This window comes from Streptomyces sp. NPDC057438, assembly GCF_042802995.1.
Lineage (GTDB): Bacteria > Actinomycetota > Actinomycetes > Streptomycetales > Streptomycetaceae > Streptomyces.
The window spans coordinates 51712-67950 of sequence record NZ_JBHVDD010000047.1; the positions used below are offsets into that span (position 1 = coordinate 51712).

General features: G+C 73.4%; 12 protein-coding genes. 8 read left to right on the plus strand and 4 right to left on the minus strand.

The genetic code is table 11. The features are described from left to right. Positions 1-180: 180 nt before the first annotated feature. Positions 181-1308, minus strand: a complete 1128-nt coding sequence (locus tag ACFU5F_RS24450) for a GDSL-type esterase/lipase family protein (protein WP_383890969.1) — start codon at positions 1306-1308, stop codon at positions 181-183. A 298-nt stretch (positions 1309-1606) separates the two neighbouring features. Here ACFU5F_RS24450 and ACFU5F_RS24455 point away from each other — a divergent pair, with 298 nt between their 5' ends. Next, the gene (locus ACFU5F_RS24455) at positions 1607-2797 is read left to right on the plus strand and encodes a right-handed parallel beta-helix repeat-containing protein (RefSeq protein WP_383890972.1); all 1191 of its coding nucleotides are present in this window, start codon (positions 1607-1609) and stop codon (positions 2795-2797) included. A 114-nt stretch (positions 2798-2911) separates the two neighbouring features. On the opposite strand, the gene ACFU5F_RS24460 is transcribed toward ACFU5F_RS24455, so the two are convergent. Continuing rightward, positions 2912-3508, minus strand: coding sequence for a TetR/AcrR family transcriptional regulator (locus ACFU5F_RS24460; RefSeq protein WP_383890975.1), 597 nt, complete (start codon positions 3506-3508; stop codon positions 2912-2914). 211 nt (positions 3509-3719) lie between these two features. Here ACFU5F_RS24460 and ACFU5F_RS24465 point away from each other — a divergent pair, with 211 nt between their 5' ends. The 5 genes from ACFU5F_RS24465 to ACFU5F_RS24485 all read left to right on the plus strand — a co-directional run bounded on the left by ACFU5F_RS24465 (position 3720) and on the right by ACFU5F_RS24485 (position 9015). Continuing rightward, positions 3720-4286 (plus strand): (2Fe-2S)-binding protein, encoded by a 567-nt coding sequence (locus ACFU5F_RS24465; RefSeq protein ID WP_383890978.1) that lies wholly within the window; start codon positions 3720-3722, stop codon positions 4284-4286. Continuing rightward, positions 4283-5275 (plus strand): FAD binding domain-containing protein, encoded by a 993-nt coding sequence (locus ACFU5F_RS24470; RefSeq protein ID WP_383890981.1) that lies wholly within the window; start codon positions 4283-4285, stop codon positions 5273-5275. The genes ACFU5F_RS24465 and ACFU5F_RS24470 overlap by 4 nt, the downstream gene beginning before the upstream one ends. Beyond that, complete coding sequence (locus ACFU5F_RS24475) at positions 5272-7392, plus strand: xanthine dehydrogenase family protein molybdopterin-binding subunit (RefSeq protein ID WP_383890984.1); 2121 nt, start codon at positions 5272-5274, stop codon at positions 7390-7392. Before ACFU5F_RS24470 ends, ACFU5F_RS24475 begins: the two co-directional genes overlap by 4 nt. Beyond that, positions 7385-8572, plus strand: coding sequence for an XdhC family protein (locus ACFU5F_RS24480; RefSeq protein ID WP_383890987.1), 1188 nt, complete (start codon positions 7385-7387; stop codon positions 8570-8572). Before ACFU5F_RS24475 ends, ACFU5F_RS24480 begins: the two co-directional genes overlap by 8 nt. Before the next feature lie 134 nt (positions 8573-8706). Further along, a complete protein-coding gene (locus tag ACFU5F_RS24485) occupies positions 8707-9015 on the plus strand; it encodes a hypothetical protein (RefSeq protein ID WP_383890990.1) in 309 nt (102 codons plus the stop codon). Here the strand turns inward: ACFU5F_RS24485 and ACFU5F_RS24490 are convergent. Then, complete coding sequence (locus tag ACFU5F_RS24490) at positions 8959-10356, minus strand: phospholipase (protein WP_383890992.1); 1398 nt, start codon at positions 10354-10356, stop codon at positions 8959-8961. The two genes, ACFU5F_RS24485 and ACFU5F_RS24490, sit on opposite strands and share 57 nt — an antisense overlap. A gap of 213 nt (positions 10357-10569) precedes the next feature. Here ACFU5F_RS24490 and ACFU5F_RS24495 point away from each other — a divergent pair, with 213 nt between their 5' ends. Further along, positions 10570-11496: a peptidoglycan-binding protein gene (locus ACFU5F_RS24495; RefSeq protein WP_383890995.1), complete on the plus strand. Its 927-nt coding sequence runs from the start codon at positions 10570-10572 to the stop codon at positions 11494-11496. 85 nt (positions 11497-11581) lie between these two features. On the opposite strand, the gene ACFU5F_RS24500 is transcribed toward ACFU5F_RS24495, so the two are convergent. Continuing rightward, entirely contained in the window at positions 11582-15217 is a 3636-nt protein-coding gene (locus ACFU5F_RS24500) for a hypothetical protein (protein ID WP_383890998.1), read from the minus strand. A 183-nt stretch (positions 15218-15400) separates the two neighbouring features. Here ACFU5F_RS24500 and ACFU5F_RS24505 point away from each other — a divergent pair. After that, positions 15401-16239 (plus strand): fructosamine kinase family protein (locus ACFU5F_RS24505; RefSeq protein WP_383891001.1); only part of this gene is annotated, 839 nt, incomplete at its 3' end.

Here is a 16239-nt window from a genome sequence, read left to right on the forward strand (position 1 = left end):
GAGGAGTGGGGCGGGGTGGGGAGATGCGAGCCTGGGGATGGGGATGGGGACGGGATGAGGGCAAGGCGGAGCGCTTGTCGCCCGGCCGGCGATCGGCTGGCTGGGTGGAGGGATGGGTGGCCGGCCGGTCGGCCGAGCGACCGGCCGGCCGATTGCCTCGGCACGGTGTCGAGCCGTTGGTTACGAGGAGGCGGCCGTGGTCCGTGCCGTGCAGCCGACCGTCGCCGACGGCGTCCCGGCCGTCGTGGGGGCCGTGGCGACGAACCCGAACGTGGTGCTCGCGCCCGCCGGGAGCGTGCCGTTCCACGAGACGTTGGTGACCGTCACCGTGCCGTCGGCCGCCGTGACCGAGGTCCCGTTCCAGACCTGGGTGAGACGGGCCCCGCCGGCCGGTACAACCGTCACGGTCCAGCCCGTCACGGCGGACGACGACGTGTTCGTCACCGTCACCTCGCCCTGGTAGCCGCCCTGCCAGACGTTGGTGGCCCGGAAGACCGCGCCGCACGTGGCCTGACCGCCACCCGGGTCGCCCGGATCACCCGGCACCCCCGCGTCCAGCACCGCGCGCAGTGCCGGATACCAGCGCGCGGCGATCTTGTCGTCGCCGGCGGCGTTCGGGTGCACCCCGTCGTAGGTGTCGGTCGCCGTGCTGAAACCCGTCCACTGGTCGACCACGGTCACCGGCGAGTCGTCGGTGCTCGTCGCCCGGGCCCAGGCGGGGATCCGCGCGTTGAAGTCCACCACCCGCTGCGCGCAGCCGGTGCAACTGCCGGGGTTCATGGGGATGAGCTGCGCGACGAGAACACGCATGTGCGGGTTGGACGCGCGCATCTGGCCGACCAGCTTGGTGTACGCGGCGAGAATGCGGTCCGGGGCGACACTGCTCCACACGTCGTTCGTGCCGAAATGCATGACAACGATGTCCGGGCGGGTCGCCGACAGCCGGGCGGGCAGCAGGTTCCGGTCGGCCACGTTGGTCACGAGCTCTCCGCCGTGGCCCTCGTTGTCACCGTCGTGCTCCTGCCCGCACCCCTGGGTGGGGAGCGTGCCGACGAAGTCGAGGTCCGTGTAGCCGGCGTTCCGCAGACGGTTCCACAGCACCGCCCGCCAGCAGCCGGGTGAACCCGTGATCGAGTCGCCCAGCGGCATGACGCGTACGGGGGCCGCGGCGGCGCCGGTTGCCGCCGAAGCGGCCGCCGCCGCGGAGGGTGCGGGGGGCGCGAGTGTCAGTGCGAGGGAGACGAGCAGGGCTGCCACCAGGCCGAGAAGCGGCAGGGGCGGTAAGGGGGAGTGATGGGTGTTGCGCATGGGTGGGTCCCTTCCCTGAGTGAGATGGGAGCGCTCCCGGGTGAACCTGCCATCGTTGTCATTTACACGTCAAGATGGCTGCGCGTACATCTTCGGCAGGGGATCGAGTCCCTGTGCCCGCGCTCGCGCGGCCGCCCCGATCCATCCGGCCCCGCTCCCCTCGCCGGTCACCCCTCCCGTCTTGTTGATTCATGAATGAGAACGTCGATCACGTGCATGGTTCTTGACGCGCCCGGGGCAATGACTCTAGCTTCCGGAATGGAAAGCGCTTTCCCCTTCGGTGTCCGGGAGACGAGCCATGCGTCCACAGCGATTCACCGCGTGCGTAAGCCTGTTGAGCGTCCTGGCCGGGGGCCTCCTCGCCCTGTCCGCCCCCGCCGCGCACGCCGCCGGCACCATCTACGTCGCGACCGACGGCAACGACAGCAACGCCGGCACCCTGGCGGCCCCGTTGCGGACCATCCAGCGGGCCGTCGACCTCGCGCAGGCGGGTGACTCGATCCTGGTCCGGGGCGGCACCTACGCGCCGGCCGCGAACATCCAGTTGCTCAAGAGCGGAACGGCGAGTCAGCCCATCCGGCTCGGCAACCACAACGGCGAGCGGGTCGTCATCGACGGCGAGGGGATGCCGTACACGCCCGGCGCGGTCGGCTCCAGCATTCCGCGGGCGCAGCGGGGGGCGATCCACATCGAGGGGGAGTACTGGCGGCTGAGCGGGCTGGAGATCGTCAACGGGCCGTACGGGATCTTCGGCGCGGACACCAGTGGCAACGTCTTCGAGCGGCTGGTCACACGGAACAACTACGAGTCCGGGGTGCACCTCCAGGGCGCGTCCGGCGGCAACCAGATCATCGGCCTGGACAGCTACGGCAACCGGGATCCGCGCAAGAACGGCGAGAGCGCCGACGGCCTGGCGATCAAGGAGGGCTCCGGGACGGGCAACGTCGTTCGCGGGGCCCGACTGTGGAACAACTCCGACGACGGGCTGGACTTCTGGGAGTTCCTCTCGCCGGTGACGATCGAGGGAAGCGTCGCCCACGCGAACGGCTACAACCGCTGGAGCCTGCCCGACTACACCGGTGACGGCAACGGCTACAAGCTCGGCGGCGGTGACGAGGACCGGCCCGCGGCGCACGTCGTGCGCAACAGCATGGCGTGGGACAACTCGGCCGGCGGCTTCATCGACAACGCCAACCCCGGGGCGCTGGTGGCCGAGCGCTGCACGGCCTGGCGCAACAAGGGTGCCGGTTTCGACTTCGCCGACGCCGACGGCACCCTGACGAAGAACCTCTCGGTGGCCAACGGCACGAACGTCTCGCTGGGCTCGCACTCGGCCGGCAGCGGCAACTCCTGGAACCTCGGCGGCACCTGGACCTTCACGAGCACGGACGCGACCACGATCACGGGGGCGAGGACGGCGAACGGCTCGATCCCGACGTCGGCGTTCCTGCGGCCTGTGAGCGGGGCGGACGTGGGGGCACGGTTGTGACCCTCCTCTCTCAGGCATCCCTCCGGTCAGGTCGTGGTGGGGACAGTGGTGCTTCCGTGACGCGCGGCCGGGCCTAGTCTGAAGCGCTCCCGTCGCCGCGTCCCCCGCCCACCCCTACCTCTCCGCCCCCGCATCCCCCGCCCGCAACCCGTCCATGACGAGGTCGAGGAGGCGGGCGGCGCGGGGCTGCCAGTCGGAGTGGGGGGTGTCCTGGGCGGCGAGCTGCCAGAGACCGGCGATCGCGAGGAAGAAGTCGTCCGCGGTGACTCCGGGGTGGACGGTGCCGGCCTTCTCGCCCGCGCGGAGCAGGAGTTCGGCGGCTTCGGTCACCGGGGTGTGCGCCGGCCGGTCGGGGCCGTCGGGGTGGCAGGTGGCCTGGCGGATCGCGTCCGCGAGGCCCGCCTTGGTCATGGCGAACCGGGCGAGGCGGTCCATCCACTCGCGCAGCGCCCGGTCCGGCCCGTGCGTGGCGAGCAACTCGGCCGCGGAGTCGGCGACCTGCCGCATCTCGTGTCGGTAGACCTCCAGGACCAGGGCCTCCCGGGTGGGGAAATGACGGTAGAACGTGCCCTGCCCGACACACGCCTTCCTGGCGATCCCACTCAACGGCGCGTCCGCGCAGCGCGTCAGTTCGGTCAGCGCGACCGCCAGGATGCGCTCGCGGTTGCGCTGGGCGTCGGAGCGCAGTGAGGCGTCCTTCTTCGGCTCCACGGGCCCTCCTCGCGGGTCCCTGGCCGAAACCCGTTCTTGTTAAGCGGACAATTGTCCGTTAGGTTTTTCCGGAGAGGACAGCTGTCCGGTTGTGTCATCGTAGCGCCGGTTCGCCCGGCGAAGGCAACCTCCGCTGTCCACATATCTGACTCGACCGCCTGCCGCAGCGAGTCCCTTCGACATGCTCCGGATACGCGAAAGAAGGCTGACCATGTCTCCAGCCACCTCCTCGACGTACAGCGCCATCACCCTGAACATCAACGGCGAGAAGCACACGCTCTCCGTCGACCACCGCACCACCCTGCTCGACGCCCTGCGCGAGCGGCTCGACATGACCGGCACCAAGAAGGGGTGTGACCAGGGGCAGTGCGGTGCCTGCACCGTCCTCGTCGACGGACGCCGCAACGTCTCCTGCCTGCAGCTGGCGGTCGCGGCCGAGGGGCGCGAGATCACCACCATCGAGGGCGTGGCCGACGGCGACGCACTGCACCCCGTACAACAGGCGTTCCTCGATCTCGACGGCTTCCAGTGCGGCTACTGCACCCCGGGCCAGATCTGTTCGGCCATCGCGGTCATCGAGGAACACGCGGCCGGCTGGCCCAGCGCCGCCACCGACGACGTACGCCCCGAGGCGGGAGCGCCACCGCTCACGCCCGAGGAGATCCGCGAGCGGATGAGCGGCAACCTGTGCCGCTGCGGCGCCTATGTGTCGATCGTCGAGGCCGTGGCCCGCGCCGCCGCCGTCAGCACCGCGAGGACCGAGGAGACCGTGGCGTGAAGGAGTTCGACTACCAGCGGGCGTACGACGTCTCCGGCGCGGTCGCCCTGCTCGGCGCCGACCCCGAGGCCCGTTTCCTCGGCGGCGGCACCAACCTCGTCGACCTGATGAAGACCGGCGTCGAGCGGCCCGCCCGGCTCGTCGACGTCCGTGAACTCCCCCTCGACGCGATCGATTCGACCGAGGACGGCGGACTGCGGATCGGTGCGACCGTCACCAACAGCGACCTCGCGGCCCACCCCGAGATCCGCCGCCGCTACCCCGCACTGGCCCAGGCCGTGCTGGCCGGTGCCTCCGGGCAGCTGCGCAACATGGCCACCGTCGGCGGCAACCTCCTGCAGCGCACCCGTTGCGGCTACTTCGCCGACGTCACCCAGCCCTGCAACAAGCGCCTGCCCGGCAGCGGCTGCCCCGCGATCGAGGGCGAGCACCACAACCACGCGATCCTCGGCGCGTCCGGGCACTGCGTGGCGACCCACCCCTCCGACATGGGGGTGGCGCTGGCCGCCTTCGACGCCGTGGTGACCTATGAGACGGCCGACGGGCGCGGTGAGTCGCCCCTCGCTGATGTCTACCTGCCGGTGGGCGACACCCCGCACGTCGAGACAACCCTGCCGCCGGGCGCCCTGATCACCGGCGTCGTCCTGCCGCCCGCCGCCGTCGCCGCGCGCTCGCGCTACCGCAAGGTCCGCGAACGCGCCTCGTACGCCTTCGCCATCGGTTCGATCGCCGCCGCGCTCGACGTCCGCGACGGCCTCGTGCACGAGGTACGGCTGGCCTTCGGCGCGGTCGCGTCCCGGCCGTGGCGGGCCCACGCGGCGGAGCGCGCGCTGACCGGCGCCCCGGCCGACGCGGAGACGTTCGCGGCCGCCGCCGACGCCGAACTGGCCGCCGCCGCGCCGCTGCCCCACAACGGATACAAGGTGACCCTCATGCGCAACCTCGTCGTGGCCGTCCTGTCCGAACTCGCCGAGGAGGCCACCCGATGACCACCGCCCCCACGGCACACCAGGGCGCCGTCGGCACCGCGCGCACCCGCGTCGAGGGCCGTGACAAGGTGACCGGCGCCGCCCGCTACGCCGGGGAGATCCCCCTCACGGGCCTCGTCCACGGCTGGCTCGCGCTGTCCACGGTGGCCCGCGGCCGGATCCGCGCCATCGAGTCCGCCGACGCGCTCGGAATGCCGGGCGTGCTCGCCGTCCTGACCCACGAGAACGCCCCGCGTCTCGACACCGACTACGCGGGCCTCATGGGATCCAAGCCCGACCCGACCACCGCCGTCTTCCAGCACGACCGGGTGCCGCACCGGGGCTGGCCCGTGGCGCTGGTCGTCGCCGAGACCTCCGAGCAGGCCAGGGAGGCCGCCGAGGCGCTGGTCGTGCACTACGAACAGCAGCCGCACGACATCGCCTTCACCGCCGGGGACCCGGACGCGTATCCGCTGGACGCCTTCGGCCCCGCGGTGATCGAGCAGGGCGACCTGGAGGCCGCACTCGCCGCCTCCGCCGCCGTCGTGGACGCCGAGTACACCACCCCCGAGGAACACCACAACCCGATGGAGCCGCACGCGGTGACGGCCCGCTGGGACGGCGGCCGGCTCGACGTCTTCGACTCCAACCAGGGCACCATGTGGGTCCAGGGCGAACTCGCCAACCTCTTCTCCCTCGACCCGGGTTCGGTGCGGGTCCGTTCCGAGCACGTCGGCGGAGGCTTCGGCAGCAAGGGCGTCCGCGCCCACCAGGTCGCCGCCGTCATGGCCGCGACCGCGCTGCAGCGCCCGGTCCGGGTGGTCATGACCCGGCGTCAGATGTTCTCCCTCGCCGGCTACCGCAGCCCCACCGCCCAGCGCGTCCGGCTCGGTGCCGACGCCGACGGACGGCTGCGCGCCCTGGAGCACCGCTCGCAGAGCCTCACCTCGACCGTCCACGAGTTCATCGAGGCGGCCGCCGGCCCGGCCCGGGTCATGTACGGCGCCGACGCCCACCACACGGCCAGCCGGCTCGTACGACGTGACGTACCCACCCCCACCTGGATGCGCGCGCCCGGCGAGGCGCCGGGCTCCTTCGCGCTGGAGTCGGCGGTCGACGAGCTGGCCGAGAAGCTGGGCATCGACCCGATCGAGCTGCGGGCCCGCAACGAGCCCGAGCGGGGTCCCGTCTCGGGACTGCCGTTCGCCGGCCGCAACCTGCACGCCTGCTTCCGCGAGGGCGCGCGCCGGTTCGGCTGGGCCGACCGCGACCCGCGGCCGGGCCTGCGCCGGGACGGGCGCTGGCTGCTCGGCACCGGAACGGCCGCCGCCTCCTTCGGCGCGGGAGCCGCGCCGTCCACGGCGGCCGTGACCGCCGAGGCCGACGGCACCTTCACCGTGCGGATCAACGCGGCGGACATCGGCACCGGCGCCCGCACCGCGCTCACCCTGGTCGCCGCCGACGCGCTGGAGGTCGCACCCGAACAGGTCCGGGTACGGATCGGCGACAGCGACTTCGGGCCCGCCATGATCGCCGGGGGCTCCATGGGCACCCGCTCCTGGGCCTGGGCCGTCACCCTGGCCGCCCGCGACGTACGGGAGCGGCTCGCCCTCGGCGCCGACATCCCGCCGGAGGGCCTCACGGTCCGCTCCGACACCACCGCCGCCCTCGGCGCCCTCGCCCAAAAGGAACGCCACTCCTACGGCGCCCAGTTCGCCGAGGTCGCCGTGGACCCCGCCACCGGCGAGGTCCGCGTACGGCGCATGCTCGGCATCTTCGCGGCGGGCCGGATCGTCAACCCGCTCACCGCCCGGAGCCAGCTCGTCGGCGGCATGATCTGGGGCATCTCCATGGCCCTGCACGAGGAGGCGGTACGCGACCGGGCGTCCGGCGGCCACTACGGCGCCGACCTCGCCGGCTACCACGTGGCCGCGCACGCCGACGTGCCCGCCGTCGAGGCCGACTGGGTCGACGACCTCGACCCCGACGACCCCGTCGGCATCAAGGGCATCGGCGAGATCGGCATCGTGGGCGCGGCGGCCGCCGTGGCCAACGCCGTCTGGCACGCCACCGGCGTACGCCACCGCCATCTGCCCATCCGGCCCGACCGCGTCCTGACGGCGGGCCGGGATGCTTGACGCGGCCGCCGAGCTGAGCGCCTGGGCCGAGGAGGGCCGCGACTTCGCGGTCGCCACGGTCGTGGCGGTGAGCGGCAGCGCCCCGCGCGGTCCCGGCGCGTCGCTCGCCGTCGACAGCCTGGGCACGGCCGTCGGTTCGGTCTCCGGCGGCTGTGTCGAGGGCGAGGTGTACGAGCTGTGCCGGCAGGCGCTGGCGGACGGCGAGACCGTCCTGCGGCGCTTCGGCTACAGCGACGAGGACGCCTTCGCCGTCGGCCTGACCTGCGGCGGCGTCATCGACATCCTGGTCACGCCCGTCACCGGCGCGTCACCGGCCCGAGCCGTCCTGCGCGCCGCGCTCTCGGCGGCCGCCCGGGACGAACCGACGGCCGTCGCCCGCGTCGTCCGGGGCCCGGCACCACTCCTCGGGCAGGCCCTGCTCGTACGGGCAGGCGGGGCCGGCGGCGGGGACGGTCGCGGGGCCTACGACCCGACGGCCGAGGCGGGCCACGAAGGCGGCCTCGGCGGGCACCCCGCCCTGGACCGGACGGCCGCCGCCGAGGCGCGGGCCATGCTGGACGGCGGACGCACGGGCACCGTCGAGCTGTCGGCGGACGGCTCGCACTGCCCGGGCGGTCTCACCCTCCTCGTGGAGACGCGGGTGCCACCGCCCCGGATGATCGTGTTCGGGGCGATCGACTTCGCGTCGGCGCTGGTGCGCGCGGGCTCGTTCCTCGGCTACCACGTCACCGTGTGCGACGCCCGTCCCGTCTTCGCCACACGGGCCCGCTTTCCCGAGGCCGACGACATCGTGGTGGACTGGCCGCACCGCTATCTGCGGCGCACCCGGACCGACCGGCGTACGGTCCTGTGCGTGCTCACCCACGACGCCAAGTTCGACATCCCGCTGCTGACGGAGGCCCTGCGGATGCCGGTCGCGTTCGTGGGGGCGATGGGCTCCCGCCGCACCCACGCCGACCGCGAACGCCGCCTGCGCGAAACGGGCCTCACCGACCGGGAGCTGGCCCGGCTCAGGTCCCCGATCGGGCTGGACCTCGGCGCCCGTACGCCCGAGGAGACGGCCCTGTCCATCGCGGCGGAGATCGTCGCGGCCCGGCGCGGCGGAACGGGCGTACCGCTGACCGGGTCGGGGACGCCGATCCATCGCGAGGCGGGGGAGAGGGGAGCAGAGGCGGCCTGAGCGCGCGAGGTGCCGCGTCCGAGCAAGCCTGCGTACGCGCGGGTCCGAGTACCCGCGGGTCTGAGTACGTGGGCCGGGGCGACTGAGTACCTGCTCCGATGCCCGCCACCGCCGCCCGCTGGTGCACTGTCGTCATGGACACGCACCCCTCGCGCCCGCGCCCGCTGCGCAACGTCACCGCCACGGCCACCGCCACCGGTTCGGCCCTCGTGGTGGTGCTGCTGCCGCTGGTGGTCGGTGCGCTGGTGGCGCGGTCGGCCGGCGGTGACCCGATGGCGTCGGTGAACGCGCTGATCGCGGGCGGCGGGGAGCGGGCGAAGCTGTCCCGGAGCCATCTGCCCGTCCTGCGGGGCATCCCCACGGTGCCCCGCAGGTGGCGCCGACGGCTACTGACCCGCCGAGAGGACGTACGTGTTGAGGTTCCCGACGGTCGTGAGCGGTGACGGCGAGCCCAGCTCGTAGCGGTCGACGGCGAGGTAGTTGGGCTTCTTGCGGGCGGCCGGGGTGCAGAAGTTCTGTGCCCGGTTGCCCAGCTTGGCGTTGTCCGTCTCGGCCGTGCCGCTGATGGTGTAGTCCCGGAAGTGGTTCATGACGAACAGCGGGTGGAAGGCGGCCGAGTCCGTGGTGAGGGGCCTGCTCGTGCCCCAGCGGCTGTAGCAGGACCAGTCGGAGCCGCCGAGCCCGCCGCCCATGGACCAGTAGTTCTCCACGGTCCACTCGCGCTGGTACATCACCCCGAAGGTGTTCCGGGTGGCCTGGCCGGCGGACGTGTCGCTCGCGCGGGTGCGGTCGCTGAAGACCAGCAACTGTTTGCCGCGGGCGGCGAGGTCGGCCATGGTCGGCCAGCCGTTCGTCGCCACGCCCTCCTGGTCGGGCCGGTACAGCACGTCGGACAGACCGCGGACGGAGGCCAGCGACGCCTTGAGCACGTCGGAGGAGGTGTAGTCCTCCAGGAAGACGGTGGCGAACTGCCCGGGGTTGGCCTTGAGGAAGTCGACCATGCGCTGGAGGTCGGTGGCGAGCGGCACCGGGCTGCCGACCCCGTCACAGCTGTTGTGGCACAGGACGGCCTGACCCGAGACGGTGTACGCGTCGAGCATGAAGCCCCTCACCCCGTCGGAGAGTTGGCGGCTCACGCCGCGTGACTGGTTGGGGAAGAGACTGACGGGGAACGAGGCGAAGTTTCCGTCGGCGCCGTTGGCGAAGGCGTTGTGCGAGGTGAGGAACGTGACCTGGTCGAGGGTCCGGGTGTCGGGGGAGGGCATGGCCGTCGTGGCGGGGGCGACCGGTGTGAGGTACCAGCGGGCCTGGTCCCCGTGCGCCCCGATCCGCACGAGGGAGGAGTCCGAGGCCACGCCCGTCAGGTACCGCGCGGTGCCGGGCACGGCGATCGTGTACGTGCTGTTCGCCGCCTCGCCGACCGTCCACGTGGTGCCGTCCGCGCCGCAGGCCGCCGTCACCGCCGAGTCGCCGTTCCGGCCCAGGCAGATCCCCGACCCGTCGGTGCTGCGCAGCTGGTGGCCGTCGCCGACGGCGACCGGCGTCCACTGCTGGTGGTCCTCGTTGCCCTTGGGGTTGTGCGCGGCGACCGTACCGCCGCTGTCCGCGGCGTTCAGCCCGGTGACGGAGTTCTGCAGATAGACCGCGTACGCGGGGACCGCCGCGGCTGCGGTCCCCGGCATCGCGAAGGGCACGCCCAGGGCGAGCGCGGCGGCCGTGCACAGGGCACGGGCGTGGGCGCGCGGACGCGGGCGGGGACGGGGACGGGGACGGGACAGGCTCACGGGGTTCCTTCCACTCCGGCACACCGGATTGATGTCAGAGGCATGACACACCTGGTGACGGGTCGCGCACCAGACCTGGCGCATGAAGATCTGTCCGAACTCGCACGCACACCAGGGCACTTGGCCCCGACAAGTTTGAGATTCAAGCAAGTCTTGGGGATTCTGTGCAGAAAATCTGTTTGGATTCTGGAATCCGCTCGAAGAGGACCATGCGTGAGTGAACCAACAGCCCCTGCCTGCCCGCAGTGTGGTACGCCCCGCGCCACGGACGGCACCCCGGCCTGCTCCTGCGGCCGCCTCGCGTCGGAAGCCCACCGGGACATGCGCACGGCGCAGGCGGAGGCCGCGGAGGACTTCGATCCGGTACGTATTCGGCCCTTCGTGAAGGTCGGCGAGGACGAACGCCCGACGGGACCTTCGGCGGCCGGCGACACACCGCCGCCCACCCCCACCGAGCCGCACCACGCGCCGACCGCTCCCCCCGATGGGCGCCCTCCGCATCACGAACCACACCCCGACGAGCACCCTCACCTACAGCCCCACGGCGGCGGCCGGCGGCGACGGGTGCTGCTGGCCGCCGGGGCGGGCGCCGCGGCGGCGGCCGTCCTCGCGACGGCGGGGATCATGGGCGGCCTCTTCTCGTACGAGGCCCCCTCGCGCGACGGCTCGGGCCCCGGCGACATCAGGGCCGACCTCCCGGAGGCGGCCGCCGGCGCGGAGCCCTCCTCGGCGTTCCCCTCCCGTACGGAGTCCTCGGCGTCCCCGTCCGTGAGCGAGTCGCCCTCGCCGGAGGCGACCCCGACCGAGAGCCGGGCCACCCCCACCGGCTCCGGCACCCCGAGCAGGACCCCGTCCGACAGCGACGCCACCGTCACCGGCGCCCCCGCGCCGCCCCCGTCGGAGGGGGCGCCCCCCGTTCTCGGCCTCGGCGACCGGGGAGCGGAGGTGGCCGAACTCCAACTCCGCCTGGCCCAGGTGGGCTTCTACAGCGGCGATGCCGACGGCGACTACGACCGCGAGGTCCAGAGCGCGGTCCGCGGCTACCAGCTGACCCGCGTCCTCCTGGAGGACGAGTCGGGCGTCTACGGCGAGGCGACCCGAGCCTCGCTCGAATCCGAGACGTCGGAGCCCTCCCCCTGATCCTTCGGGCCCCGTGCCCGTCGCCATGCCCCGGCCGGCACCGCCCCGGCCGGCACCGCCCCGGCCGGCACCGCGCCCGGGCGGCTCAGTCCTGCGCGAGCAGGCCGAGGTGACGATGCGCCTGTTCCGCGGTCTTGCTGTGGGGGAACTGCTCCGCGATCTGCTGCCAGATGTCGCGGGCGTGGTCAGTGCCCTCGGGATCGTCGCGGGCCTCCAGGGCCTGGGCGAGGTGGGCCCACTGCTGGGCATGGCCGCCGGAGTGCTCGACGGCGTCCTCCAGGAGGTCGACCGCCTCGTCGAGGCGTCCCTGCCGGAAGGCGACCCAGCCACACGCGTCCTCGCACACGGCCATCCGGCTGGGCTCCAGCACCCGGCGCGCACTCTTCAGCGCGCCCTCCGCCAGCAGACGCGCCTCGTCGAGCCGGATGCCCTGCTCCGCGTAGAACATGGCGAGCCGTGCCGTGAGGATGACCAGCGCGGCCCGCAGGGGAGTCTCCTCGTCCGTGCCGCGGTACACCGTCAGCCGGGCCGCGCAGGCGTCCTGGGCCTCCAGCAGCTCCTGTTCCACCTCCCACGGCTGCTCACGCCCGGCGATCAGATGGGCGATCCACTCATGGTGCCGCCCGGCGCCCGGCTGCCGGACCGAGCCGCCGATCGAGCGCAGCGCGACGATCGCGTCGTCGGAACGGCCCAGCAGATCCAGCACGTTGGCCAGCTCCTCGTGCATCCGGGCCTCCAGGTCCGCGCTCAGCGAGGACTCCCGGGTGGCGTCCACCAACTCCTCCCGGACCCGCTCCAGCAGCTCCGCGCACGCGTCGCCCTGCGCGGTCTCCGCCTGTTCGCGGTGCGTGACGGCCAGTTCGAGACGGGCCAGGTCCCGCTGCTCCCCGGCCGGGAGCAGCTCGATCAACCGCAACAGCGTCTCCTCGGCGAGGTCGTACTGCGCCCGGTGGTCGCGGTACAGCCGTGCCAGGGTGAAGCGGGGATACGCGTACAGGGGCGCCAGCTTCAACGCGTCCCGGCAGTCCCGCACCGCGTCGCTCGTCCGCCCCAGCCGTACGTACACCGCCGCGCGCCCCGCCAGGGCCCGGGCCCGGGTGGGCAGGTCCGGCGGCTCGGCGGACAGCACCGTCAGCCGTTCCTGCCCCCGGCGCCCCGAACGGTACCGGGGGCAGACCGTCTTCGGCGGCCGGTCGAGAACGAGGTCGTACTGTACGACCGCCTCGCGATAGCTCGGCCCGGCCGGACCGCGGTGCTCCGCCTCGGCCAGGGAGTCGCCGAGGGCCGCGAGCGCGTCCCCCAGCTCGACGTTCCACAGGGGCGGGCTCTCCAGCCCGGCGGGCAGCCCTTCGCGCACCGCCCGGGTCAGCTCCTCGACCGCCGCCGCCCAGTGCCTGCGCTGCCGGTCCGAGGGCAGGATCAGACCGGCGAGCGTGCCGTGCAGCAGCCCGATCTCCCGCGCGGCCAGGGAGACCTCGGGCGCGCACGCCCCCGGCGCCCGCCGCAGCGAGCCGATTTCCGCCAGCGCCTCCCGCAGTCCGGCCTCGTCGAAGTGCTGCCGCGCCTCCCGGGCGTGGGCCCAGGCCCGTGCCCAGCGCAGGACGAAGGGCCTGCCGTCCGTGCCGCCGTGGCCGCCCGGCGACGGCCAGTACGTGTCGACGATCCGGCGCACGTCCTCCCGGCCGGGCTCCAGGGTCAGCGCCATGCCCGCGAGAGCCCGGGCGGCCGATCTGTTCCCCCGCCAGAACATCTGGTTGACGGCCAGCAGGAGCCAGGCCTCGGCGTCGTCGGGATGCTGGTGCGCGGCGACGGTGAACAGGGCGGTGGCCAGCTCGTGCGTGTCCCCGGACTCCGGCGATCCCACCGCGAACAGGCCGACGTCACGGACGGCGACATGATGGTTCTGCGGGTCCCGCTGGATCGCCTCCAGACAGGCGAAGAGCGCGCCCTCACGGTTGTGCCGTTGCAGCATGCGGCCCCGCAGCGCGTGCAGTTCGGCCATGTCAGGAGCCCAGCGGATGGCCGTACGCAGGCATCGGTCCGCCCTCGCGCGGGCACGGCGCCCCGGCCGGTCGTCCGCGTCCCGGGCCAGCCGGAACCAGCACTCGGACCGCATGGCGACCACATGTGCGATCCGCTCCGTCAACGGCCGTACCGCGGCCTCGTCGCCCTCCTGGACCAGCCGGCGGGCCCGTTCGTCGATCAGGTCCCGCTCGGTGCGGTGGAAGAGGCGAAGCGCTTCCCGGACCTTGCTGTCGGCCCGGACCCGTTCGGCTCCGCGCACCGCCTCATCTCCCGCCTCGCTTCCTGCCTCACCTCCCGCTTCGCCTCCCGACTCGATCGCCGCTTCGTCTCCCGGCGCCGGCTGCCGGCCCGGCTCCTCGCCGCGCATCGGCTCCGGCCGCAGGACCGGCTCGGCCGTCCGGCCCGTCTCGGCCTCCTGCCGCAGCAGCGCCACGCCGAGCCAGTACGCGGCGAGCGCGCCGTCCATGGGATGACCGCCGCAGGACTGCCGCAGGGCGCTGCGGGCCGACTGGGCCGCCTGGTCCAGGAGTTCGGCGCGCTTCGCCGCGTCCACGTCCGGATGCTCCGCCTGTTCGAGGGCGGCACGGGCGAGTTGGATCCGGGCGGGGGCGAGGGCGGGGTCGAGGGCGACCGCCTTCTGCCACATCAGCGTGGCCGCGCTGCGCACCACGGTGGACGCCCGGAGCCCGATGTCGGTACGGATCCGGCGCTGCTCCCGGTAGACGAGGCCCAGGTTGTGATAGGCGGCCGCGTAGCCGGGGCTGTGCGAGAGGGCCGCGCGGAAGTGTTCCTCCGCCGCGTCGAGATGATGCAGGAGTCCTTCCCGATGGAAGCGCTGGTAGCTCTCCAGTCCGTCCACCAGACGCTGGAAACTGTCGACGTCCGCCCCCGACTCCGCGGCCCCCGGCCGCTCCAGTTCGATGCGGTGGGCGAGCTCGCGGGCGAGCGAGGCGCTGGCCCGGCGCACGTCGTCGGAGACGACGTCCGTCTGCGCGGACCAGGTACGGCCGCCGTGCCCGGACTGGGAGGCGACGACCCGCAGGACCCCATCGGCCTCCACCAGTGAGCCCTGGAGGGTGCGGCCGAAGGCGCGCTCCACGAGCGTCAGCAGGGTGCCCACCTGGAGCTGGAGCGGTCCGAGGGCGACCGTGCCGATCTCCGTCTCCTTGATGTCCCCGTGGAGCCCGGTCGCCGCGACACCGGACTTGAACGGCACCCGCGTCGTGGACCGCAGCACCATCTCGCCGCGCTCCCCGGCCGGGTTGAGCACGTCGGCGGGCGTGATGAACGGTTCCTGTCTGACCAGCTCCGAGATCCGCTCGATCTCGCTGTGCAGCAACTCGGCGAAGCCCGCCGCCACCCGGTCCAGTTCGCCGACGTCGTCCCCGGCGACCAGGTTCTTGAACGACAGGATCCGGACCGGCCGCGACCTCCTGCGGCTGACCGCCAGCAGGACGAGGACCACGGCGAGGACGAACACTGCCCACTCCGCCAGGGACCACTTCCCGGACAGGTCGTGGACCACGCCCGTCACGGCGAGCGCGACCAGCGCGGCGGCGATCGGCAGGAACGCCGCGTTGGCGCTGAGCGCCGACTTCAGCAGTCCCGCGATCCGCCGCCACCGACGGGCTCCCGTCGGTGGCCAGGACCCGACGACGCGGCCGGTCTCCCGGACGAGATGCTTCAACGAGGGCATGACCACGCGCCCTTCCGCCGGCGCCCGCTGTCCGCCACCCCCTCCTCGTTCCAGCGTGCGCCCGGAACACCACGGCGGCAATTCCGGGCTTCGGGGCAGGTGTGCAGGATGGAGAGGACGACAGGGAACAGGGAACGGACGCTGTCGGCCGGCCGAGGACAAGAGCTGCGGAGGTGATGCGCCGTGACCGGACACACGGCACCCGGGGTCCTGGCGGCGCGGCTCACGGGCCGCCGGGCGACCGGTGAGCGCCGGCTCTCCGGCACGTTCGTCGAGGTCACCCTCGACGACGGCCGGGTGGTGCTGGTCAAGCGGGGCGAGGGCCCCGGAGCGGCCCGCGCCGAGGCGGCCGGACTGCGCTGGCTCGCCGCGACGGACACGGTCCGCGTGCCGACGGTGTACGGCCACGACGAGGACCGGCTGGTGATCGACCGGGTGGAACAGGGGGCGCCGAGTGCCGCGGCGGCCACCCAACTCGGCGCCGGCCTGGCCGCCCTGCACGCCTGCGGCGCACCATCGTTCGGCGCGCCGCCCCCGGGCGGTCCCCGGGAGGCGTACATCGGCCGCGCCCCCCTGCGGAACGTTCCCGGCACCACATGGGCGGCCTGGTACGCCGAACACCGGGTGCTGCCGTATCTGCGCCGCGCGGTAGACGACGGCACGATCCGCCCGGCGGAGGCCGAGGTCGTCGAGGAGGTCTGTGCGCGGCTGCCCGCCCTCACGGGCCCGGCCGAGCCGCCCGCACGGCTGCACGGCGATCTCTGGAACGGCAACGTCCTGTGGGGCGCCGACGGCCGGGCCCGGCTCATCGATCCGGCCGCGCACGGCGGCCACCGCGAGACCGACCTGGCGATGCTCGCCCTCTTCGGCTGCCCCCACCTGGACCGGGTGCTGGAGGGCTACGAGCGGGCCGCGCCCCTCGCCGACGGCTGGCGGCAGCGCGTCGGCCTGCACCAGCTTTTCCCGCTGCTGGTGCACACGGTGCTGTTCGGCCGCGGCTACGCGGAACAGGCCCTGGCAAC

What these genes read in the sequence shown, in the direction of transcription:
- ACFU5F_RS24450 (WP_383890969.1), bottom strand. Translation starts at nt 1,308, where the DNA reads ATGCGCAACACCCATCACTCCCCCTTACCGCCCCTGCCGCTTCTCGGC.
- ACFU5F_RS24500 (WP_383890998.1), bottom strand. Translation starts at nt 15,217, where the DNA reads ATGCCCTCGTTGAAGCATCTCGTCCGGGAGACCGGCCGCGTCGTCGGG.
- ACFU5F_RS24480 (WP_383890987.1), top strand. Translation starts at nt 7,385, where the DNA reads ATGCTTGACGCGGCCGCCGAGCTGAGCGCCTGGGCCGAGGAGGGCCGC.
- ACFU5F_RS24475 (WP_383890984.1), top strand. Translation starts at nt 5,272, where the DNA reads ATGACCACCGCCCCCACGGCACACCAGGGCGCCGTCGGCACCGCGCGC.
- ACFU5F_RS24485 (WP_383890990.1), top strand. Translation starts at nt 8,707, where the DNA reads ATGGACACGCACCCCTCGCGCCCGCGCCCGCTGCGCAACGTCACCGCC.
- ACFU5F_RS24455 (WP_383890972.1), top strand. Translation starts at nt 1,607, where the DNA reads ATGCGTCCACAGCGATTCACCGCGTGCGTAAGCCTGTTGAGCGTCCTG.
- ACFU5F_RS24465 (WP_383890978.1), top strand. Translation starts at nt 3,720, where the DNA reads ATGTCTCCAGCCACCTCCTCGACGTACAGCGCCATCACCCTGAACATC.